Annotated in this window: 21 protein-coding genes; 10 read left to right on the plus strand and 11 right to left on the minus strand. The window is 66.0% G+C overall.

The window, feature by feature from the left end:
* Window positions 1-104 precede the first annotated feature (104 nt).
* The 3 genes from C7G42_RS18415 to C7G42_RS18425 form a co-directional block, all read right to left on the minus strand.
* Window positions 105-1,004: a LysR substrate-binding domain-containing protein gene (locus C7G42_RS18415; RefSeq protein ID WP_106950345.1), complete on the minus strand. Its 900-nt coding sequence runs from the start codon at window positions 1,002-1,004 to the stop codon at window positions 105-107.
* 78 nt (window positions 1,005-1,082) lie between these two features.
* Window positions 1,083-2,450, minus strand: coding sequence for an amidase (locus C7G42_RS18420; RefSeq protein ID WP_106950346.1), 1,368 nt, complete (start codon window positions 2,448-2,450; stop codon window positions 1,083-1,085).
* A complete protein-coding gene (locus C7G42_RS18425) occupies window positions 2,431-3,627 on the minus strand; it encodes an MFS transporter (protein WP_106950347.1) in 1,197 nt (398 codons plus the stop codon). Before C7G42_RS18425 ends, C7G42_RS18420 begins: the two co-directional genes overlap by 20 nt.
* 26 nt (window positions 3,628-3,653) lie before the next feature.
* Between C7G42_RS18425 and C7G42_RS18430 the strand changes: the two genes are divergently transcribed.
* Window positions 3,654-3,989: a hydroxyisourate hydrolase gene (locus C7G42_RS18430; RefSeq protein ID WP_199580979.1), complete on the plus strand. Its 336-nt coding sequence runs from the start codon at window positions 3,654-3,656 to the stop codon at window positions 3,987-3,989.
* Here the strand turns inward: C7G42_RS18430 and C7G42_RS18435 are convergent, their stop codons facing one another.
* The 4 genes from C7G42_RS18435 to C7G42_RS18450 are packed head-to-tail and all read right to left on the minus strand — an operon-like array spanning window position 3,990 to window position 7,854.
* Window positions 3,990-4,805, minus strand: coding sequence for an ABC transporter permease (locus tag C7G42_RS18435; RefSeq protein ID WP_199580980.1), 816 nt, complete (start codon window positions 4,803-4,805; stop codon window positions 3,990-3,992).
* Entirely contained in the window at window positions 4,805-5,668 is an 864-nt protein-coding gene (locus tag C7G42_RS18440) for an ABC transporter permease (RefSeq protein WP_106950350.1), read from the minus strand. Before C7G42_RS18440 ends, C7G42_RS18435 begins: the two co-directional genes overlap by 1 nt.
* Window positions 5,669-5,683: 15 nt before the next feature.
* Window positions 5,684-6,730 carry an ABC transporter substrate-binding protein gene (locus C7G42_RS18445; protein WP_106950351.1) on the minus strand — a complete coding sequence of 349 codons (1,047 nt, stop codon included), beginning with the start codon at window positions 6,728-6,730 and terminating at the stop codon, window positions 5,684-5,686.
* A gap of 29 nt (window positions 6,731-6,759) precedes the next feature.
* Window positions 6,760-7,854 (minus strand): ABC transporter ATP-binding protein, encoded by a 1,095-nt coding sequence (locus tag C7G42_RS18450; RefSeq protein ID WP_106950352.1) that lies wholly within the window; start codon window positions 7,852-7,854, stop codon window positions 6,760-6,762.
* A gap of 88 nt (window positions 7,855-7,942) precedes the next feature.
* On the opposite strand from C7G42_RS18450, the gene C7G42_RS18455 reads away from it, so the two are divergent.
* Window positions 7,943-9,334, plus strand: a complete 1,392-nt coding sequence (locus C7G42_RS18455; protein WP_106950353.1) for an amidase — start codon at window positions 7,943-7,945, stop codon at window positions 9,332-9,334.
* Here the strand turns inward: C7G42_RS18455 and C7G42_RS18460 are convergent.
* Both C7G42_RS18460 and C7G42_RS18465 read right to left on the minus strand, forming a co-directional pair.
* Entirely contained in the window at window positions 9,331-10,080 is a 750-nt protein-coding gene (locus C7G42_RS18460; RefSeq protein ID WP_199580996.1) for an aspartate/glutamate racemase family protein, read from the minus strand. The two genes, C7G42_RS18455 and C7G42_RS18460, sit on opposite strands and share 4 nt — an antisense overlap.
* Before the next feature lie 2 nt (window positions 10,081-10,082).
* The gene (locus tag C7G42_RS18465) at window positions 10,083-10,790 is read right to left on the minus strand and encodes a GntR family transcriptional regulator (protein WP_100180354.1); all 708 of its coding nucleotides are present in this window, start codon (window positions 10,788-10,790) and stop codon (window positions 10,083-10,085) included.
* Window positions 10,791-10,988: 198 nt separating this feature from the next.
* Here C7G42_RS18465 and C7G42_RS18470 point away from each other — a divergent pair, with 198 nt between their 5' ends.
* From C7G42_RS18470 to hydA, 5 genes are read left to right on the plus strand one after another with little or no spacing between them, the layout of a single operon-like run.
* On the plus strand, window positions 10,989-11,993 hold the full coding sequence (locus tag C7G42_RS18470; RefSeq protein WP_106950355.1) for an ABC transporter substrate-binding protein: 1,005 nt from the start codon (window positions 10,989-10,991) through the stop codon (window positions 11,991-11,993).
* Complete coding sequence (locus C7G42_RS18475) at window positions 11,977-12,828, plus strand: ABC transporter permease (RefSeq protein ID WP_106950356.1); 852 nt, start codon at window positions 11,977-11,979, stop codon at window positions 12,826-12,828. Before C7G42_RS18470 ends, C7G42_RS18475 begins: the two co-directional genes overlap by 17 nt.
* Window positions 12,828-13,604, plus strand: a complete 777-nt coding sequence (locus C7G42_RS18480) for an ABC transporter ATP-binding protein (protein ID WP_106950357.1) — start codon at window positions 12,828-12,830, stop codon at window positions 13,602-13,604. Before C7G42_RS18475 ends, C7G42_RS18480 begins: the two co-directional genes overlap by 1 nt.
* A gap of 10 nt (window positions 13,605-13,614) precedes the next feature.
* Window positions 13,615-14,346, plus strand: a complete 732-nt coding sequence (locus C7G42_RS18485; protein ID WP_106950358.1) for a maleate cis-trans isomerase family protein — start codon at window positions 13,615-13,617, stop codon at window positions 14,344-14,346.
* A complete protein-coding gene (hydA, locus tag C7G42_RS18490; protein WP_199580997.1) occupies window positions 14,346-15,767 on the plus strand; it encodes a dihydropyrimidinase in 1,422 nt (473 codons plus the stop codon). The genes C7G42_RS18485 and hydA overlap by 1 nt, the downstream gene beginning before the upstream one ends.
* 114 nt (window positions 15,768-15,881) lie before the next feature.
* Here the strand turns inward: hydA and C7G42_RS18495 are convergent, their stop codons facing one another.
* Entirely contained in the window at window positions 15,882-16,238 is a 357-nt protein-coding gene (locus C7G42_RS18495; RefSeq protein WP_106950360.1) for a hypothetical protein, read from the minus strand.
* A gap of 253 nt (window positions 16,239-16,491) precedes the next feature.
* Window positions 16,492-16,740, minus strand: coding sequence for a hypothetical protein (locus C7G42_RS18500; RefSeq protein ID WP_199580981.1), 249 nt, complete (start codon window positions 16,738-16,740; stop codon window positions 16,492-16,494).
* Window positions 16,741-17,228: 488 nt separating this feature from the next.
* Here C7G42_RS18500 and C7G42_RS18510 point away from each other — a divergent pair, with 488 nt between their 5' ends.
* The 3 genes from C7G42_RS18510 (at window position 17,229) to rpoH (ending at window position 20,328) form a co-directional block, all read left to right on the plus strand.
* Window positions 17,229-17,909 (plus strand): response regulator transcription factor, encoded by a 681-nt coding sequence (locus C7G42_RS18510; protein WP_106950361.1) that lies wholly within the window; start codon window positions 17,229-17,231, stop codon window positions 17,907-17,909.
* 9 nt (window positions 17,910-17,918) lie between these two features.
* Window positions 17,919-19,334 carry a sensor histidine kinase gene (locus C7G42_RS18515; RefSeq protein WP_106950362.1) on the plus strand — a complete coding sequence of 472 codons (1,416 nt, stop codon included), beginning with the start codon at window positions 17,919-17,921 and terminating at the stop codon, window positions 19,332-19,334.
* A 70-nt stretch (window positions 19,335-19,404) separates the two neighbouring features.
* Window positions 19,405-20,328 (plus strand): RNA polymerase sigma factor RpoH, encoded by a 924-nt coding sequence (gene rpoH, locus C7G42_RS18520; protein WP_106950363.1) that lies wholly within the window; start codon window positions 19,405-19,407, stop codon window positions 20,326-20,328.
* Window positions 20,329-20,377: the final 49 nt, after the last annotated feature.

Below are 20,377 nucleotides of genomic sequence, written 5' to 3' on the forward strand. Positions count from 1 at the left end.
TCCAAACGGTGGGCCTCGATATTCCCTAAGTTTGATGCCGAAAAACCTTTTGCAAACAAGGGCCGTCCTACTGTGCATGGGGTTGTTTTCGCACTTTTGGGGGTCTAGCCCAGCTCGATCGGTGCGCCGCGGCCGCTGAGCTCCTCGTCGAGGCGCAGATAATGCGCGAGATAGTCGTGTAGCGCAGTCGCCGCCTTCGAGGTCGCGCCGCTGGACTTGTAAAGCAGCAGCTCGATCTTCGGCAACGGCGGCAGGCCTTCGTTCGGTCCGATCTCGCGCATCGCCGGCACCAGCGCGCTACGGCCGAGCACGGTCACCGCCATGCCGGCGAACGCTGCGGCCTGGAGTCCGCCGACGCTTTCGCTGACGCAGGCGACGCGCCAACGCAGATTTGCGCGCTCCAGAGTATCGATGGCGTAGTCGCGATAGATGTTGCCCGGCGGCAGCAGCGCGAGCGGGATCGGTCGCTCCTGATGCGCCGTGGACTGCTCGCCCGTCATCCACACCAGCTGCTCGCGCCGCACCACCTGGCCGCCGGTGAAATCGTTCATGCGGGTGACGAGCGCAATGTCGACATCGCCGCGCTTGACCAGGCCGACCAGTGGCGTCGACAGCGCGCAATTGAGCTCGACCTGCACGCGCGGAAAGGATTTTTTGAACACACTGAGGATCTGCGGCAGCATGAACGCTGCATAGAGGTCCGGCGTGCCGAGCACGACCTGGCCTTCGATCTCCTGCGACGCCAGTTGCGAGATCAGCTCGTCATGCAACCTCAGGATGGATTTGGCGTAGGTGAGAACCATGTTGCCGTCGTCGGTCAAGATCAGCCTGCGGCCGCCGTGCTCGAACAGCTGCTTGCCGGTGAGCTCCTCCAGCCGCTGCAATTGCAACGTGATCGCCGGCTGGGTGCGGCCCAGCCGTCGGGCGGTCTCGGTGATGCTGCCGGTCTCGACCACCGAGATCAGCGACCGGAGCATGCGGATGTCGAGACTGATGAGGTTCATGCGGCGTCCATATCGCCTGCAATTTATGCAAAACCCATGCTAGCGCGTCCACCCTGTCGGATCATGGTCCCAGCAACGTTACCTCCGCAACATGGCCTCGATCCGTTGTGCGGCGCCAAGCAGTGTGCGGTCTTGTCCGCGTCTGGCAATGATTTGCAGGCCGAACGGAAGGCCGCGCGGATCCGTTCCGCACGGAATCGAGATCGCCGGCTGGCGGGCATGATTGACGAAGGGAGTAAACACCGCATGCCCCCGCGGGCTCGCCGGCTTTCCGCCGATCATGTCCGGCCCAAGCTGGGTCAGCGACCAAGCGACGCAGGGGACGGTCGGAGTCAGCAGCAAGTCCACGTCGGTGAGGAAGGCGGCGAAAGCACTGGCGATCGCGGCGCTCGCGACCAGAGCTCCAGCAACCTCTGCACCCGACCAGGAGAGGCCGCGTTCGATCTGCCTGGCGACGTCGGGATCAAATATGGAGGGATCCTTGCGGAACGCGTTCCCATAGAGCGCCGCGAGACCGGCATGCTGGAGCGGCATGATGGCGTCTTCGGTCGCGCCCGGCGGCCAGACGGGATCGCGCTGCATGATGCGCAAGCCTGCCGAGGAAAGGCGGTCGACGGTGGAGGCGAGGCCATCCGCGACGATGTCGTCGACCGCGACGTCGAGCCCAAGACGCGGCGAGAATGCCATGCGCAAGCCGTCGACGTCTTCAGCCTGCGATGCGATGACGGCAGAATCCGGGTCGCGCGGATCGGCGCCGGCCATGGCTTCGAACGCCAATGCGATATCGGCCACGTCAGACGCGATCGGTGCGATCACGGAGAGGCCGAAGAACGGCTCGGCAAAACCGGGTCCGTAGGGTATCGCGCCGTAGGACGGCTTGAAACCGGCGACGCCGACATGAGCCGGCGGCCTGCGGCTGGATCCGCCGGCATCCGTGCCGATTGCGAGCGGCACGAGACCGGCTGCGACAGCAGCGGCAGGACCGCCGGATGAGCCGCCCGGTGTCAGCGCGTGATCGAGCGGGTGGCGCGTGGGCCCGTAGAGCTGTGATGTCGTGACGCCCTTGCAGGCGAATTCCGACGTCGCTCCGATGCCGACGACGACGGCGCCGGCCCTGCGCAGCCGCTCGATCGCCATCGCATCCTCGGGCGCGATGAAATCGGCAAACAGGCGCGAGCCCTGAGTGACGCGCCAGTCGGCGACCCAGATGTTGTCCTTGACGACGATGGGCACGCCCGCGAGCGGCATGGTCTCGCCGGCGCGCAGGCGAGCGTCGACCGCCGCGGCATCGCCCAGCGTGCGCGCGGGGTCGATCGTGACCACGGCGTTCAGCGCCTTGGTGGCCTCGATGCGCGCGAGCGCGGCTTTGGCGGTCTCGACCGCGTTCGTTCGTCCGGTCGTGACATCGGCCGCGATCTCGCGCGCACTATTGAACGATCTTGTCATGGCTTCCCCAGATCAACGCCAATGTGCCGCACAGCGCAAGGCAGGCCAAGGCGACGAAGGCCGCGCCGAGGCTGGCCGCAGCGTCCAGGATCGAGATCAGCGCCGGGGCAGCCAGCAGGCCCGCATAGGATGCGGTCAGCACCGCGCCGGTGGTCTCGCCGATCCGATCCTGCGGCGCGAGGCGCGCGATCTCGGCGACGAAAACGCCGTTCCAGCCCGACGCGGTCAAGCCGAACAGCGTGGCCATCGCGAATTGCCAGGCGCGTCCCATCGATGCGCCCTCGAGGCCGAGCAGCGCGGCGCAGAAGGCCATGCCGAGGCCGATGACGACCAGAACGGCGCGTGAGGCGTTGAGCCGCATGGCGACAAAGCCCCAGCCGAGCCGGCCGACCAGGCCGCCGGCTTGGGCGCAGGCGAGCGCCATGCCGGCCTCGATATGGCTGAGACCGAGTTCGCGGGTGCCGAGCGTAACGAAGACCGTGTTGAGCGAGACTTGCATGGCGCTGAACGGCATCGAGGCCAGCGCCAGCATCGCAATGCGCCGGTCGGCGGTGACAAGCGCCAGCCGTGCGCGGAGACTGAGCTGCGGAAGTGGGGCCGCCTTGCCGGCATAGGCCGGCCGCAGCCGCTCGAACAGCAGGATCGCGAGCAGTGCACAGGCACCCACCGCCGCATAGCACCAGGCCGGTCCGAGCGAGATGGCAATGGCAGGCAGCACCAGCGAGCCGCAGACGGCGCCAATCTGGTTGCCGGTCTGGCGCACCGAGAACACGAAGGCCCGCCGTTCGGCCGTCACGAGCTGCGACAGCAGCGCCGCGCTGGCCGGCGTCTCCGGCCCGAAGGCAAGGCCGAGACAGAGGCCCGCAGCGAGCAGCGCCGCCGTCGTGCCGAGCGAGGCCAGCGCCATGCTGACGACGATGGCTGCCGCGCAGAGGCTGGCGATCCGGAGCGAGCCCAGCCGCGCGATGAAACCGCCGCCCCAGAACGAGGCGGGGATGCCGACGGCGAACACCGCGCAAGAGAACATCGAGAGCTGCCATACCTCGATATGGGCGCGGGGAGCGACCACGCCCGGCGCGAACAGCGCGAGCGCCACCAGGGCCTGGAGCGAGGTCATCGCCCCCAGGGCCGGCAGCAGCGCGGGCGCTGGCCGAGCGGCACCGTTTGCGTCTACCATGCAGCTGCACTCACGGGAGGACCATGGTGGCGGGCGGTATTTCCATTCACGCGGTCGATGTGGCGAGCGGCCGGCCGGCGCAGGGCCTGCGCGTCGAGATATGGCGGATCGATCCGGACTCGCTGCGCATCGCCGACGGGCGGCTCGGAGCCAACGGCGTGCTCGATCATCCCGTCGCGCAAGGCGCGGGCGTGACGGCTGGTGAGCATGAAGTCCTGTTTCATCTCGGCGAGTTCTTCGGCGACAGCGACGGTTTCCTGACCGTGGCGCCGTTCCGCTTCCGCATCAAGCACGTCGATGAACATTTTCATCTGCCGCTGAAATTCACGCGCTGGGGCTACTCGCTGTTTCGCGGGGCCTGATCAGTTGGTCAGCCGCCGCGACAGGCCAGTGACACGCTCCATCACTGCGACCATCGCCACGGTCGCGATGATCAAGACGCCCGACAATGCGGCAATGGTGACGTCGAGCTTGCCTTCGAGGTCCTGCCACATCCGGATCGGCAGCATGTCCGTGGCGGCGTCACGCAGGAACAGGGACACCGGCACGTTGTCGAACGACGACATGAAGGCGATGAAGGCGCCGGCAATGATGCCGGGCCGGATCAGCGGCAGCACGATGCGCCGGAACGTGTAGAGGCGGCTCGCGCCGAGCACTGCCGAGCTTTCGAGCAGGGTCGGTTCCAGCTGGGCAAGAGCAGCGACCGTGTTGCGCACGACATAGGGTACGCAGACCACGGTGTGGCCGATCACCAGCGTCAGCGGGGACACCGGTAAGCCAACCAGCGAAAACAGCATCAGCGCCGCCAGACCGAAAGCCAGTGCAGGCAGGACCAGCGGCGACATGAAGAGAGAATCGAGCAGCCGCGCCGATAGCGCCTGCGACCGCGAGATCGCAAGCGCGGCGGCGACACCAAGCACGACGGACAGGCCCGTCGCCCACAGCGCGACGATCAGGCTGTTCTTCGCCGCGAAGTGCAGCTGCCAGGCGTCCCAGAGCTCGGCGTACCAGCGCAGCGAATAGCCGGGTGGCGGGAATCTCAGCGAGAAGCCGCTGGTGAAGGAGACGATCAGGACGACGAGCGACGGCGCGATGATCAGGATCAGCGCGATGATCGCGACCAACGTCATGACCAGCTCGAAGCTGAACGCCTCCAGGGTGCGCTTGCGTCCGCTCATCATGCCCCTCCATAGCCGCGCGACAGGCGGCCGAGCGTGGTGAAGACCGAGACGACCGCGAGCACGGCCAGCAGGAAGATGATCGAGATCGCCGACGCGAACGGCCAGTTCTGCAAGGTCGAGGCCTGCTGGTAGAGATACATCGGCATGAACAGCATCTGCCCGCCACCGACCAGCGATTGGGTGATGAAGGCGGTGATGGCGGCGGCATAGGTCAACGTGCAGCCGGCGATCACGCCGGGCAGCGACAGCGGCAGCACGACGCGGAAGAACGTGCGCCAGCTTCCGGCGCCGAGCGAGCAGGAGGCATCGTCGAGATTGGGATCGATGCGGCCGAGCGCGGTGATCAGCGGCAGCGTCATCAGCGGCATCTGCACCTGTGCCAGCGCGATCACGACGCCGAACTGGGTGTAGAGCAGCTTCAGGGGCGTATCGATGATCCCGAGGGACTGTAGCGTCGCGTTGATGATGCCCTGGCGTCCGAGGATGACGATCCAGGCGAAGGTGCGCACCACCACGCTGGTCAAGAGCGGCAGCAGCACGATCAGGATGATGATGGTCTGAAGCCTGGGCCCGACCCGCTGGTAGAGCCAGGCGATGGGAAAGCCGAGCACGAGACACACGGCCGTCACCTCGGCCCCCAGCAGCAGCGTCGAGCCGAGCACACTGAGGCTGAAAGGGTCGGTCAGGAAGTGCAGGTACTGGCCGAGCCCCCAATGGAGCCCGGCCGTGTCGTTGTGCAGCGAGAGCCAGAACAGCTGCAGCAGGGGCGCGACGAAGAACAGCAGGAAGAACAGCGCCAGCGGCGCCGCCAATCCCATTCCATAGGACGTGACGTCCCGAGATGCCGGTGCTGCGCCCATCGCCAGGTCCTTGCGCTAGATCTTGATCTCGCGGTTGAAGCGCTCGATCCAGGCCGAGCGCTGCTCGTTGATCTTCTTCCAGTCCTGGAACACGAACTTCTTCTTCAGCTCGGCGGTGTCCTTGGCGAGCACGCGCGCGATCTCGCCGCCCATCGTCACCTTGGAATTGGTCGGCACGATCAGATAAGGCGGGTTCATTAGCGTGGTCTGCACCTCGGGCGTCAGCGCCGCCTCGATCAGCTTGAAGGCAAGCTCGCGGTTCGGCGAGTTCTTGACGATGTGGATCGTGGTCTTGAAGGCGATGGCGCCTTCCTTCGGCGCTACGAACTCGACCGGCACGCCGCGGGCTTTGAGGATCTGGATGGCGTTGAAATTGCCGGGCGAGATGTCGATCTGGCCCTGCTGGAACAGGGTCGCAAGCGCGCCGGGATTGGCGGCCACGGCGGCGAGATTGGGCTTGAGTTCCTCCAGCGCCTTGAAGGCGGGATCGATATTGGCTTCCGAGCCGCCGCGCATCTTGGCGATCTCGACCAGCCAGCCGGTGCCGAGCGTCGAGTTGAGGTTGGTGATGCCGACGCGGCCCTTGAACTCGGGCTTCCAGAGATCGGCCCACGAGGTAGGCGGCGTCTTGACGGCTTCCGGGTTGTAGGTGAGGCCGACGACCTGGAAGAACGGAGCAGGTCCCATCGGCTCCTGCGCCTCGGCGATCAGGTCCTTGTAATAGGCGCTCTTCTCGACCGGATAGGGCTCGACCAGGTCTTGGCCGATCGCGACGAGTGCAGGGCCGGGATCGTGCAGCATGACGTCGATCGGCGGATTGGCTTTCGCGGCATTCACCTTCGCGATCTGGTCGACCGAGAGCATGGGGTCGAGCACCATCGCGGCGTCGGCGTTTGCCTTGCGGAAGGCGGGCACCAGGACGGCCTTGTGCGCTTCTTCCCAGCTTCCGGTGAAGGTCGCAAACACCAGCGGGCGTGCCTGCGCGAAGCTCAGTCCGGGAAACGCCTTCATAGCCCCGAGCGTGAGGGCGGTCGTCATCAGGCTGCGGCGATTGAGGATCATGTCGAACTCCGTATGGACAATGACAGGAATTAGAGCGTTGCGGGAAATGCGTTGGCGAGCGAAGGGGCGAGCGGTGCGAGGCGCACGGCGGCGCCGCTGTCCAGCGCGCGCGTCTCGCCGATGCGCGCCTGGGAGATCTTGACGCCGGAACCGTCGGCCGTCGTGACCTCATGCACGACGGTCGCGCCCAGCGGCAGCGACATGCCGACCACGCCGGCAAAGCCGGTCTCGTCGCCGACGAATTGCAGATGCTCAGGCCGGATGCACACGGTGACGCGGCCGCCTTCGGTGAGGGCGCCGGCGGCAGGCCGCGCGATGATCTCCGCGCCGGCATCAAGGCGAATCTTGGCGGCGGTTCGGTCCGCCGAGACGACCACGCCGGGCATGCGATTGCTGGAACCGACGAAGGTATTCACGAACAGCGTCTGCGGACGGTCGTAGACATCCGACGGTGTACCGAACTGCTCGAGCTTGCCTTGACTCAGTACGGCGACGCGGTCGGCCATCGACAGCGCCTCTTCCTGGTCGTGCGTCACGATCAGGGTGGTGATGCCGGAGACACGCTGCAGCCGCTTGACCTCGATCTGCATGTCGAGACGCAGGTTCTTGTCCAGCGCGGCAAAGGGCTCGTCGAGCAGCAGGATCGACGGCTTGATCGCGAGCGCGCGAGCCAACGCAACGCGCTGCTGCTGGCCGCCGGAGAGCTGCCGCGGCAGGCGTTCGGCCATGGTGGGCAATTGAACCAGTTCCAGGAGACGCTGCGACTCGCGCTGGCGCGTTGCCTTGTCGATGCCGCGGGCAGCGAGCCCGTAGGCCACGTTCTCGCTGATGGAGAGATGCGGGAATAGCGCGTAGTTCTGGAAGACGATACCGACCGCGCGGCGGTTCGGCGGCAGCGTGTCGACGATGTCGTCGCCAATGATAATGCGGCCCTGGGTCTGGGCGATGAAGCCGGCGATGATCCGCAGCAACGTGGTCTTGCCGCAGCCGGACGGGCCGAGCAGGGCGATGATCTCGCCGCCTTTGATGTCGAGATTGATGTTCTCGACCGCGAGCGCGCCGCTCGGATAGCGGTGGGTGACGGCGTCGACGACGAGCGATCGTCCGCCTTGCGCTTCAGCCATGATGTTGCCTCCCGTTGCCCCAGAGGAGAAAGCAAGTCTCGTGCCCGGCGCGGTCGCTTTTTGCGGCGCGTTTTGGCATTGTAGTCCGATGACCTCGGATCAATCGATTTACGACTTCACCGCCACAACCCTCGCGCGCGCCATCGCCAAGGGCGAGCTGTCCTCGCGTGACGCCGTCGAGGCGCATCTTGCGCGGATCGCACTCGTGGACGTGCGATTGGCGGCGTTCGTGACTGTTGATGCAGAGGGTGCCCGCCGTGCGGCGGACATCTGCGACGCGGCGGCTGCGCCGAGCGGCCCGCTGCATGGGGTGCCCGTCGCGATCAAGGACCTCACCGACACCGCGGGGCTTGCGACCAGCTACGGATCGGCGCTGTTTCGCGACCACGTGCCGGTCGAGGACGATCTCGTGGTCGCGCGGCTGCGACGCGCCGGTGCGATCATCCTGGGGAAGACCAATACGCCGGAGTTCGGCTTCGGCGCGGTCTGCACCAATAAATTGCGCGGGCCGACGCGCAATCCGTTCGATCCAGCGCTGACCTCCGGCGGCTCGTCCGGCGGCTCTGCCGCCGCGGTGGCGGCCGGCATGGTGCCGATCGCGCACGGCACCGATTTCGGCGGATCGGTGCGCACCCCCGCAAGCTTTTGCGACGTGGCTTCGATCCGGCCGACGCCTGGCCGTATCCCGTCGCCGCGCCGGCCGCTCGGTTGGGACATGCTGGCCAGCCACGGTTTTCTTGCCCGCGGCGTCGATGATCTCGAACTGGCGCTGTCGGTCTGCGCTGGCGGCGATGCCCAGGACCCGCTCTCGACCGGCGTCGTCAATGACCATCGTCACCTGGCCGGACGTTCCCGGATTGCAGTCACGCCTGATTTCGGTGTTGCGCCGGTTTCGCGCGATGTCTGCGCTCGTTTTGCCGATGCTTGCGAAGCGCTCGCGCGTGTTGCCGAAATCGTCTCGTCTTCGGCGGATTGCAGCGGCGCGATCGAGACCTTCCGCACCCTTCGTGCCGCGCACATCGCCAACAGCTATGGCGAGTTGCTGAGAACGCGCCGCGGCGAGCTCACGCCCACCGTGATCTGGAATATCGAGGCGGGCGCCAAGCTCTCGGCGGAGGATTACCTGAACGCCGAGCGGCGGCGCACCGCGATCTACCGCAGCTTTCGCGAGCTGTTCACGCGCGTCGATTTCCTGATCGCACCGGCGGCGTCGGTCTTCCCCTGGCCGAACGAGATCAGTGACGTCACCGCGATCGACGGTGCAGCGCTGGAGACGCCGATCGACTATCTCGCCGTCACCTTCATCGTGTCGCTGGTCGGCTGTCCGGTCCTGACCTTGCCGGTGCGGCGAGGGGAGAATCAGCTGCCCTTCGGCATCCAGATCATCGCGCCGCCGGGCTGCGAATCTCGCCTGTTTGCTTTCGGCCGTGCCATCGAAAACGAATTGGGCTTTTCGCATCGTCGGCCGAAGCTCCCCTAGCTGTCGCGATGCTCGAGCCGGGCGGCGAGCGCGCCGGCAAGACCGATGGTGGGCTTGGCAGCGGGCCGTCGGTAGGTGCCCGCCGTGGCCTTGCGCAGGCGCAACGCGACCAGTGCCTCGGCCTGCTTCACGGCGGCGACGACCTGGTCGACGAGGGGAACGGGGATCCGGTCGGCGACGCGCTCGGCAAGCCCCGAGAGTGGCGCACCTGCAAAGATCAGCACATCGGCCTCATCCTCGACGATGGCGCGCTGTGCGAGTTCGACCAGAAGGTCCTCCTTCTCGGTGCCGACTTCGGAGATCGCCTGAAACGGCGTGTCGAGCATGCGGATGCCGGCGCAGCGCTCGCGCAGCCCGTGGTCGCGGACGCATTCCTCGTACCAGGGTCCCAGCGCTTGCGCGAAGGTGACGATGGCAAAACGCCGTCCGGCCATGCACGCCGTCAGCATCGCGGCTTCCGCAAGGCCGATCACGGGAATGTCGAACGTCTCGCGTGCGGCGAACAGGCCGGGGTCGCCGAAGGCGGCGATGATCGCGGCATCGACCTTCTTGTGCTGCTCGGCCAGCATCTCCAGCGCGATCGCGCCGCCGATCTGCGCCTCGGTGCGCGTCGCGATATAGGGCACGCCGCGCGTCGCGGTGCAGGGGACGATCTCGGTGCCGGGCGCGGCGGCGCGCTGCCCGACATCCGTCATCAACTGGGTGACCCCCGTGCTGGTGTTGGGATTGAGCAGCAGCAACTTCATGGTCACGCCGCCGTCAGCTTGGGTTTGGGAGCGAGCGTCTCGAGCAGCGCGGTGCCGGTCTGGCGGACATGGGCGCCGAGCAGGCGCCCCGCGGCTTCGCTGTCGCGCGCTTCGAGGGCGGCGAGGATGCCGGCGTGTTCGTCGACCGAATTGCTCCAGCGCTTGTCGGCACCCAGCGCCAGATAGCGTGCACGCTCGGCCCGGGAGATCAGTGTCTCGTGCGCTTCGCGCAGCGGCGTGTTGCGCGCCATCCGGACGATGGTGTTGTGGATTTCGCCGTTGATGGCGAAATAATCGTCGAGTTTGCCGTTGCGATGATGACCCTCCATCCGGGTCTGCAGCGTGCGCAGGCGGGCGAGGTCGCGCTCGGTGGCGCGCTCGGCGGCGAGCTCCGCGGCCAGCCGTTCGATCCCGGCGAGCGCTTCGAACAATTCCGAGATGCCGGCGATCGCGATGTCGGCGATGCGCGGACTGCGGTTGGGGCGAAGCTCGATTAACCCTTCGGCCGCGAGCACCTTCATGGCCTCACGAAGGGGCGTGCGGGACACGCCCAGCTCCTTCGATAGCCTGGTCTCCTGGGTCTGCGATCCCGGCGCTAGCTCGCCGCGAATGATCATCGTCCGCATCCGCGCGGCGGCGCGCTCATGCAGGCCCATCCTCTTGAGTTTGGGCGATTTTCGGCCCTTCGGGGTTTCCGACTTCTGCTGCACGCGCGCCTCGTTGCTTCATTTCATCCTAGCCGTTTCCGGCTGTTTGGCTTGCCCAAAATACCGACGCATGTCGCTGAAAACAATGGCATAGCGCGCAAATTGTATGCAGCATGCAAAATCACCGTTGCGCTGCCGCGAAGGCCGACCGATGATCTCCTGAGACGCGCGAGGTCTCGCGCCTTCGAAACGGAGTGAGCGATGCGGACGAGTTTGCGACTGGGCCTCGTGGTGATGGCAGCGATGTTCGGCGGGGGCAACCTGGCCATTGCGCAGACCGCGAAGATCAAGCTCGGCTACGCCAAATGCGCGCACTGCCTGCCGATGTCGCTGATCCCGGGCATGGCGAAGGGCGTCGAGGTCGAGGCCACCGGCTTCAACTCGGGCAACGACGTGCTGACCGCACTGATCTCCAAGAGCATCGACGTCGCTCAGGTCACCTACCTCCATTACATCACCGCGCTCGATAAGGGTTTTGACGTCGTCGCCGTGTCCGGCCAGATCAACGGCGGCTCGGAATGTCTCTCCTCCACAAAGCTGAACCTGCCGCCTGATGATTGGACCGCGTTCAAGGCCATCGTTGCCAAGGGCAAGAGCGACGGTCAGTTGCTGAAGGTCGCGGCCTCCCGCGGCAATGCGCAGGACATCCACATGCGCGGCGCATTCCTCAAGCAGGGCGTCGATCCCAACAAGGACGTCCAGTTCATCAGCATTCCCAATCCGTCCGATCATCTGGCGGCGCTGCAGCGTGGCGAGGTCGACATGATCTGCTCGGTCGAGCCGTTCGCCTCGCAGATCCGGCTTGCCGGCGCCGGCAAGCATTTTGTGCTGCCGTATGAGCAGGCTGCCGGCAACCTGACCAATCTGATCGTCACCCGTTCCGACGTGATCGCCAGCCAGCGCGCCGGTGTTCAGGGCGTCGTCGGTGCCGTGGTCGAGCTCGACAACAAGCTGATCGCAGACAAGGCGCCCTGGATCGAGGTCATCAACAAGCTGACCGGCCTCGATAAGAATGTGGCGGCGGAAGCGCTGAAGAACGCTTCGCCCGATCCTGCGATCCATCGGTCGCAAACGCTCGCGATCGCCGCCATGATGCGCGACCTCAAATACATTCAGAAGGACGTCTCCGCGGAAGCGGAGAAGAATATGGATTATTCGTTCCTGGAGAAGGCCACGGGAAAGGCCAAGAATGACCTCGGTTACTGACGTCTCGCCCGCGAGGCCGGCCTTTCGGCTGACGCGGGCGTTGCAGGGGCTCGAACGCCTCATTGTCCCTGCGCTGCTGATAGCCGGCTGGGAAGCCTTCGCCCGTAGCGGCGTGCTGCCGCCGGCGCTGCTGCCGGCGCCGAGTGCGGTGCTGCATGCGCTCGGCGACTGGGTGTTCGGATTCGACGAGACCACGCAGACCTATTCCGGTCACTGGCTGCGCGACGCGCTCGCCAGCGCCCTGCGCGTGTTCGGCGGCTTCGCGCTGGCAAGCTTGCTCGGCATCCTCGCCGGGGTAGCGATCGGCTGGTCCCGCCTGTTCGAGAAGACGTTGGAGCCGACGCTGCAGATGCTGCGGCCGATCCCGCCGGTGTCCTGGATCCCGCTCGCCATCATCTGGTTCGGCATCGCCGACAAGCCGGCGATCTTCCTCGTGTTCCTTGGTGCCTTCTTCCCGGTGCTGATGAACGCGATCCATGGCGTGAAGACCGTGGACCACAATCTGGTCCGCGCCGGCGCGATGATGGGCGCAAGCCAGCGGCAGATGCTGACCGACATCGTGCTGCCGGCGGCGCTGCCCTCGATCTTCGCCGGCCTGCGCATCGCGGTCGGCTCGGCCTGGATGCTGACGGTCACGGCCGAGATGGTCGCGGTCAAGAGCGGCCTCGGCTACGTCTTGTGGGATTCCTACTACTTCCTGCGCTACGACATCGTACTCGCGGCGATGATCTCGATCGGGCTGCTCGGCTATCTCTCCGACCTCGGCCTCAAGGCGATCATGGCGCGCACGCTGCGCTGGCAGCAGACGACCACCGTGCAGGGCAGGGCAGGCTGATGGCGGCCATCGAGCTTCGCAACATCGTCAAGGTGTTCTCCGACAAGCGGCGCGGTCGAGACCTGCTTACGCTGGACAACATCAACCTCGACATCGAGGCCAATGACTTCGTCTGCCTGCTCGGTCCGTCCGGCTGCGGCAAGTCGACCCTGCTCAACATCATCGCCGGCTTCGAGCAGGCGACGTCCGGCCGCACGCTGGTCGACGGCAAGCAGGTAGAGCGGCCCGGCTCCGACCGCGGCGTGGTGTTCCAGCAGCCGACCCTGATGCCATGGCTGACGGCGATCGACAACGTCGCCTTCCACCTCAAGCTCAAGGGCATCGGCAAGGCCGAGCGGCACGATCGCGCCATGGAGTTCATCGATCTCGTCGGCTTGCGCGGTTTCGAGCACCACCATCCCTCCGAGATGTCGGGCGGCATGAACCAGCGCGTCGGCATCGCCCGCGCGCTGTTGATGAACCCTAGCGTTATCCTGATGGACGAGCCGTTCGCGGCGCTGGATGCCCAGACCAAGCTCGAAATGCAGGAGGAGCTGGTCGCGATCTGGCAGAAGCGCCGCTGCACCATCGTTTTCGTCACCCATAGCGTCGACGAGGCGCTGGTGCTCGGCAACAAGATCGTGGTGATGACGAAGCGGCCCGGCCGCATCCGCGAGGCCGTCAATTTCGACCTGCCGCGCCCGCGCGACATCACTAGTCCCGAATTCAATGACGCCAAGCGCCGCATCCTCTCCCTGATCCGGGAGGAGTCGACGCGCCTGGCGCAGGCGTCGTAAGGTTGAGGCCATGCGCAAGCGTCTCGGCATGATCACGCCGTCCTCCAATTCGGTTCTCGAGCCCGTCACGAGCGCCATGCTGCATGGCGTGCCCGACGTCACCGCGCATTTCTCGCGATTCCGCGTTACCGAGATTGCGCTCGACACCGCGGCGCTGAACCAGTTCGACGCCTCGGTGATGCTACCGGCGGCGGACCTGCTGGCCGATGCAAAAGTCGACGCCATCGCCTGGAACGGCACCTCGGCGAGCTGGCTTGGTATCGGGCGGGACAGGAGCCTGTGCGAAGCGATCACGGCGCGTACGCGCGTGCCGGCGACGACGTCCACGCTCGCCTGCATCGACGCCGCCCGGGCGCTTCGAGCAAGGCGCGTCGGCCTGGTCTCGCCCTATACGGACGACGTACAGCGGCGGATCGGCGACGTCTGGGCCGAAGAGGGCATCGTTCCGCATGCCGAGCGGCATCTGGGCCTGCGCGACAATTTCTCCTTCGGCGAGGTCCCGCCTGCGACCATCGCGGACATGATCCGCGCGGTCGCGGCGGACGGCGCCGACGCGATCGTCATTCTCTGCACCAATCTCGACGGCGCCGCGCTCGCGGCCTCCCTGGAACGGGAATTGGGCATCGCCGTGCTGGATTCGGTCGCGGTCACGCTGTGGCGAACGCTGGCGCTCGCCGGCGGCAACATCGCGGCCCTTGCGCAGTGGGGCCGGATCTTCCAGACATCGGCGGGCATCAAGTGATGGAGACTTCTGTGACGCAGCTCGATCTTTCCATTCGCGGCGGCACCATCGTGACGGCCAGCGACGAGTTTCGCGCCGATATTGGCATTCGCGACGGCCGCATCGTCAGCATCGCCGACCGGATCGAGGGCGCGGCGCGCGAGATCGACGCGACCGGATTGTTGGCGCTGCCGGGCGGGATCGACAGCCACGTCCATATTTCGCAACCCTCCGGCCCCGACGTGGTCATGGCCGACGACTTTGCCTCGGCGACGCGAGCGGCCGCTGCCGGCGGCAACACCATGGTGCTGCCCTTCGCGCTCCAGGAGAAGGGCACGTCGCTGCGCACCTGCGTCGAGAACTACCGCAAGCTCGCCGAGGGCGAGTGCTACATCGACACCGCGTTCCATCTCATCATCTCCGATCCGACCGCGGTCGTGCTCGGGCAGGAGCTGCCGGCGCTGGTCAAGGACGGCTACACCTCGTTCAAGGTGTTCATGACTTATGACGATCTCGTGCTCAGCGACAGCCAGCTGCTGGAGGTGTTCGACGTGGCGCGCCGCGAGGAGGCGCTGGTGATGGTCCATTGCGAAGGCTATGACGCGATCCGGTTCCTCACCAGCAAGCTCGAACGCGAAGGCCACATCGCGCCCTATTACCACGGCGTGTCGCGGCCCCAGGCTGTCGAGCGTGAGGCGACGCATCGCGCCATCAGCCATGCCGAGGTGATCGGTGTTCCCATCATGATCGTGCATGTCTCAGGCCGAGAGGCGATGGAGCAGGTGCGCTGGGCCCAGCAGCGCGGACTGCCGGTGCATGCGGAGACCTGCCCGCAATACATCACGCTGACGGCCGACGACATGAAGGGACTGAACATGGACATCACGGGCGCGAAATATGTCTGTTCGCCGCCGCCGCGCGACGTCGAAAGCCAGCAGGCGATCTGGGAAGGCATCACGACCGGCGTGTTCCAGACCTTTTCATCCGACCACTGCCCGTTCCGCTACGATGATCCCAAGGGCAAGCTGACGCCGAATGCACGGACTTCATTCCGCTGGGTACCGAACGGTATTCCCGGCGTCGAGACGCGGCTGCCGATCCTGTTCTCGGAAGGCGTGTCGAAGGGGCGGATCAGCCTGCAGAAATTCGTCGAGCTGACCGCGACCAACCATGCGCGCATTTACGGTCTCTACCCGCGCAAGGGCTCGATCGGCGTCGGCTTCGATGCCGACATCGCGTTGTGGGACCCGAAATTGACGAAAAAGATCCGACAAGCCGATCTGCATCACGGCTCCGACTATACGCCCTGGGAAGACTTTGACGTCACTGGTTGGCCGGTTACCACCATCGCCCGCGGGCGGGTCGTGTACGAACAGGGCAAGATCGTCGGCGACAAGGGCGCGGGCGAGGTGCTCAGCCGCGGCAAATCGAGCCTGATCTGACAAGGTGTTTTTCTTCCTAATGCATGCCGACAGTCCAGCGATGAAAGCGCTGCGTCGATCGATCCGTTCCATGACGTCTTGAGGTCCGGACCGATCGGCGCCGTGCGCGCGCGGCTAGCTGCAGCTCAGCGGCAATGCCCGGCCGGGATGCAACTCGTACCAGTCATAGCAATCCGGATAGGCGCCATAGAATCCGTATCCGGGCCGACCGAAGCGGTGGAATGCGTGCTGGCGGAGACCGCCGGTATGACCGGCGAAGCCGAGGTGCTCGCCGCCGAACCGGGCACCGCCGCCGAATCCTCCCGCGTGTCCCAGGCCGCCGAAATGCGCGCCGCCGCCAAAGCCCGCATGTCCGCCTCCGCCGAAGCCTCCGCCGTGGCCGCCACCACCGCCGCCGTGCGCGTCGGCTGCGCCGATCGCCAGTGTCGAAGCGAGTGCTGCTGTTGCCAGAATCATGATGGCTCGTTTCATGGAAAACTCCTCTCGTGTTGAGCTGCCCGGCCATCCCGGAAGCCGCCGACGCATCGTGCTGCGCGCGAGGCTGCCAATGACTGGGCGTGTGATGCAGTAGAGGTAGGAGAGATGCACGGAAATCCAACTGAATTCGGCGTCATGTATCAGCCGCGCTGCTCGCGTAGGTAACTGCGCCGCGCGTGGTGGCGGCGTATGCGCAGAGAGCGGACTGAATGGATCAGCCCGCTCCCTGTCATTCGATGTGCGGCGATCAGAGGCTGCCGGTACCCGGCTCGCACGGCACGTTGTTGCCGGTCCACGGCGCGGTGGCGAATGCGCCGACGCGCGGCGCCGGGATGCAGGCGCGTTCGCCCGGATAGTCGAACGGCGCAGTCGTCGCGATCATATCCGCTTGTACCGCGGGTTGCCGCACGACTCGATGGTGCTCGCGCGCCATGACGGGGCCGCCGAGCATGGCGGCTGCAATCAATCCCATCGACAACACTTTGTACGTGGTCATTTGCTCTCTCCTTTGATGACATCAGGCCGACCAAGCCGGCTCCTCGTTGAGGTGTGCGCAGTCGGGCGCGTTTCAAACGCACGATTTGCTCACCGCAATTCAACGGCCTGTGAGCCGATGCAGCGTCGCACCCACGATCGTGCGAATCGATAACATCCGTTGCCCTCGGGACGACGGCGAGCGCGTTGAGTACGTATGTTCGATGCAGCGCGGTTCGCAGCGGAGCCCGGAAGATGATCACGACATTGACAACACGCGTCGCCTTTGCAGGCGCTGCTCGCCAGGGGTGCGGCCCACATCATGAACTGCAATTCAATGGCGCCACATGCGCCGCAAGCCTATCTCTTACCGCAGCGAGTGGCCGGCATCAGGCGGCATCAAGGTAGCGCGCTCGACGAGCGCGGGCATCGAACATGACCCCGCGCGTCGCCGAGCCCACACGTCACCACCGCGCACCGAAACGTCGCGCGGAACGTGGAGCGAGGACCATGAACCGGATTCTCCTGATCGAGGACGATGCTGAGACGGCCGAGGCGATCGTCGCCGAGCTCACCGATCGTGGCTTCGAGGTGCAATGGGCCGGCGACGGTATCGACGGTCTCGACCATGCGCGTGCGTCGAGCCCGGATGCCATGATCGTCGATCGCATGCTGCCGAAAATGGACGGGCTCACCGTCATCGAGGCGCTGCGCAAAGATCAGTTCAGGACGCCCGTGCTGGTGCTGAGTGCGCTCGGTGCGGTGGACGACCGGGTGCGCGGATTGCGCATGGGCGGAGATGATTATCTCACCAAGCCGTTCGCGATCATCGAACTCGTCGCGCGGATCGAGGCGCTGCTGCGCCGCCCGACCGACGATCGCAAGACCGTCCTGCATGCCGGGCCGCTCGAGCTCGATCTGATCGAGCGGACGGCGCGACGCGGCGATCGCGAGCTCGACCTGCTGCCGCGCGAATTCCGGCTGCTCGAATACATGATGCGCCGGAACGATCAGCTGCTGACGCGCGCAATGCTGCTCGAGGAGGTCTGGAACTACAAATTCGTCCCGGCGACCACGAACCTGATCGACGTGCATATGGGCCGGCTCCGTCACAAGGTCGACGGTCCCGGAGAGGTGCAGCTCATCCACAACGTCCGAGGCTCCGGCTTCGTGCTGCGTTCGCGGCAATAGGAGCGCAAGATGCATCAGGTCCGGTTGATCCGCTCCAGCACGTTCCTCTGGGCCCTGGCCGTGGCGGCCGCCTTCGCGCTGTTCGTTGTCGGCCTGTTCACGTTCGTCTACTGGAAGCTCGACGACTACCTGATCGTGCGATCCGATCGCATGATCACCACGCAGATCCAGTTCATCGCAGACCTGCCGCCGGCCCGCCGCATCGGTGCGATCGCGGATCATCTCGAGCAGGATTCCAGGGGCGTTCAGTACGCAGGACTGTTCGATGCCGCCGGCACCAGGCTTGCCGGCAACATCGACCAGTTGCCCCGCGAACTCGGGCTGGGCGGCGTGGTGCAGGGCGTGCGGCTCGATCTCAGGGGAAGACCGGCAGACCAGGTTCCGATCGTCAGGGCGATCGGCAAGCGTCTCGATGGAGGCGATGTGCTGGTGATGGGACGAAACGTCGACGAGACGCGCGAGATATCGAGCGTCGTGGGCGAGGCCCTGGCTCTCGGCCTGCTGCCGGCCTTCAGCCTCTGCCTGGTGGCCGGCGCCTGGCTGAGCGTCCGCGCCCAGAAGCGCGTCGAGGAGGTCAACCAGCGGGTCCAGCGCATCGTCGCCGGCGAGCTGCGCGAGCGGCTCCCGGAGGGCGGGACGGACGATCCGTTCGCGCGGCTGGCCGCGATCGTCAACGGCATGCTCGACGAGATGGAGACGATGATCAACGCGCTCGCCGGCGTCGGCAACGACATCGCCCATGATCTCAGGACGCCGCTCACGCGCGTCCGCCTGGCGTTGGAGCGTGGGCGCACGCATGCGGCGACGCTGGAGGAGCTCCAGGACATCACCGACAAGGCCATCGCCGGCATCGACCAATCGCTCGCGATCGTCACGGCGCTGCTGCGCCTGACCGAGATCGAGAACAACCGCCGCATGGCCGGATTTGGCGAGGTCGCGCTCGACGAGATCCTGCGGGAGGTGTGCGACGTCTACGAGCCCATCGCCGAGGACAAGCTCATCGGGCTCGGTGTCGTTATCGCGCGCAATGTGCAGGTCTGGGGCGACCGCGACCTGCTGTTCGAGGCGGTCGCCAACCTCGTGGACAATGCCGTCAAATTCACGCCATCGGGCGGACGGGTGGAGCTCGCCCTGGAGGCGGAGGACGATACGGCGCTCGTGCGCGTCCGCGACACCGGACCCGGCATCAGCGAGCAGGAGCGTGAGGCGGTGCTGCGCCGTTTCTATCGCTCCGACACGATGCGCAACACGCCGGGCGTCGGGCTCGGACTGAGCCTGGTCGCGGCCATCGTCAAGCTGCACGGTTTTCGACTGATCATCGGTCCCGCTCCCGGTGGGCAGATCGAGATCCTGGCCCGGATCGGTCGGACGGGCAGGGCCGTCACCCGCCGGTCGCGGACGATGGTGCACGCCGACGCCGATTAGATGGGATGGACCAAAATGATGCGCGACGCTTTCGAGATCGATCAGCCGGCATGGAACGTGGGAGTGACGGATGCAGATTAGCCACGAAGTTACGCGGAAAAATCTCCCGGCTGTGCCGGTTTCGCCGGTGCCGGCGCCGTTCCTCAGCGCGTATTCCGCGGCCATCAGGCGCTACGACCTCCTCGAGCCGGGTCAGGAGCAGCAGCTCGCGCGTCGCTGGCAGCAGACCGGGGATCGGAGCGCGGCGGACGCGCTCGTCACCAGCCATCTCCGGCTCGCGGCCAAGCTGGCGCGGGGCTACAAGGGATACGGCCTTCCGATGGTCGATCTGATCGCCGAGGCCAATCTGGGTCTCGTGATCGCGGCGTCACGCTTCGAACCCGGCCGCGGTGCGCGCTTCTCCACCTACGCGGTCTGGTGGATCAGGGCCGCCATTCACGAGTACATCCTGCGGTCCTGGTCCCTCGTCAAGATCGGGACGACGGCCGCGCAGAAGAAGCTGTTCTTCAAGCTCCGCAGCGAGATCAGGAAAGCCACCGGCAACGTGATGTCGGGGCTCACGCCTGACGTCGCCGAATTGATTGCCGGGAAGCTCGGGGTGACGGCGCGTGAAGTGATCGAGATGGACGTGCGGCTGAACGGTGATCTGTCGCTGAACGCGCGCGTCGGTGGCGACGATGGCGGAACCGAGCTCGAAGCCTTGCTGGTCGATGGGGCGATCGACGCCGAGACGATGCTTGCCGATCACGAGCAGACGGAGCGGCGTGCCAAAGCCTTGCGGGTTGCGCTGGGCGGGCTTGCGGCGCGGGAACGTCATGTCTTCGAGGCACGGCGGCTGACGGAATGCCCCGTCACGCTCGATCGGCTGGCCCGCGAATTGTCCATCTCCAGCGAGCGGGTTCGACAGATCGAGAATCGCGCCTTCGCCAAGGTCAAGCGGGCCGTCATGCTCGCCGCGCAGGATACGCCACGGTCCGTCGTGTGTGGCGTCTGAATTCGTTTTCAATTGAACGGGGCTTCGACCGTCCTCACCTGTTCGACGC

This window comes from Bradyrhizobium sp. MOS003 (assembly GCF_003020125.1).
Classification (GTDB): domain Bacteria; phylum Pseudomonadota; class Alphaproteobacteria; order Rhizobiales; family Xanthobacteraceae; genus Bradyrhizobium.

Coding starts and splice junctions, on each gene's coding strand:
- C7G42_RS18415 (WP_106950345.1), bottom strand. CDS start 1,004: ATGAACCTCATCAGTCTCGACATCCGCATGCTCCGGTCGCTGATCTCG.
- C7G42_RS18420 (WP_106950346.1), bottom strand. CDS start 2,450: ATGACAAGATCGTTCAATAGTGCGCGCGAGATCGCGGCCGATGTCACG.
- C7G42_RS18425 (WP_106950347.1), bottom strand. CDS start 3,627: ATGGTAGACGCAAACGGTGCCGCTCGGCCAGCGCCCGCGCTGCTGCCG.
- C7G42_RS18435 (WP_199580980.1), bottom strand. CDS start 4,805: ATGAGCGGACGCAAGCGCACCCTGGAGGCGTTCAGCTTCGAGCTGGTC.
- C7G42_RS18440 (WP_106950350.1), bottom strand. CDS start 5,668: ATGGGCGCAGCACCGGCATCTCGGGACGTCACGTCCTATGGAATGGGA.
- C7G42_RS18445 (WP_106950351.1), bottom strand. CDS start 6,730: ATGATCCTCAATCGCCGCAGCCTGATGACGACCGCCCTCACGCTCGGG.
- C7G42_RS18450 (WP_106950352.1), bottom strand. CDS start 7,854: ATGGCTGAAGCGCAAGGCGGACGATCGCTCGTCGTCGACGCCGTCACC.
- C7G42_RS18455 (WP_106950353.1), top strand. CDS start 7,943: ATGACCTCGGATCAATCGATTTACGACTTCACCGCCACAACCCTCGCG.
- C7G42_RS18460 (WP_199580996.1), bottom strand. CDS start 10,080: ATGAAGTTGCTGCTGCTCAATCCCAACACCAGCACGGGGGTCACCCAG.
- C7G42_RS18470 (WP_106950355.1), top strand. CDS start 10,989: ATGCGGACGAGTTTGCGACTGGGCCTCGTGGTGATGGCAGCGATGTTC.
- C7G42_RS18475 (WP_106950356.1), top strand. CDS start 11,977: ATGACCTCGGTTACTGACGTCTCGCCCGCGAGGCCGGCCTTTCGGCTG.
- C7G42_RS18480 (WP_106950357.1), top strand. CDS start 12,828: ATGGCGGCCATCGAGCTTCGCAACATCGTCAAGGTGTTCTCCGACAAG.
- C7G42_RS18485 (WP_106950358.1), top strand. CDS start 13,615: ATGCGCAAGCGTCTCGGCATGATCACGCCGTCCTCCAATTCGGTTCTC.
- hydA (WP_199580997.1), top strand. CDS start 14,346: ATGGAGACTTCTGTGACGCAGCTCGATCTTTCCATTCGCGGCGGCACC.
- C7G42_RS18495 (WP_106950360.1), bottom strand. CDS start 16,238: ATGAAACGAGCCATCATGATTCTGGCAACAGCAGCACTCGCTTCGACA.
- C7G42_RS18500 (WP_199580981.1), bottom strand. CDS start 16,740: ATGACCACGTACAAAGTGTTGTCGATGGGATTGATTGCAGCCGCCATG.
- C7G42_RS18510 (WP_106950361.1), top strand. CDS start 17,229: ATGAACCGGATTCTCCTGATCGAGGACGATGCTGAGACGGCCGAGGCG.
- C7G42_RS18515 (WP_106950362.1), top strand. CDS start 17,919: ATGCATCAGGTCCGGTTGATCCGCTCCAGCACGTTCCTCTGGGCCCTG.
- rpoH (WP_106950363.1), top strand. CDS start 19,405: ATGCAGATTAGCCACGAAGTTACGCGGAAAAATCTCCCGGCTGTGCCG.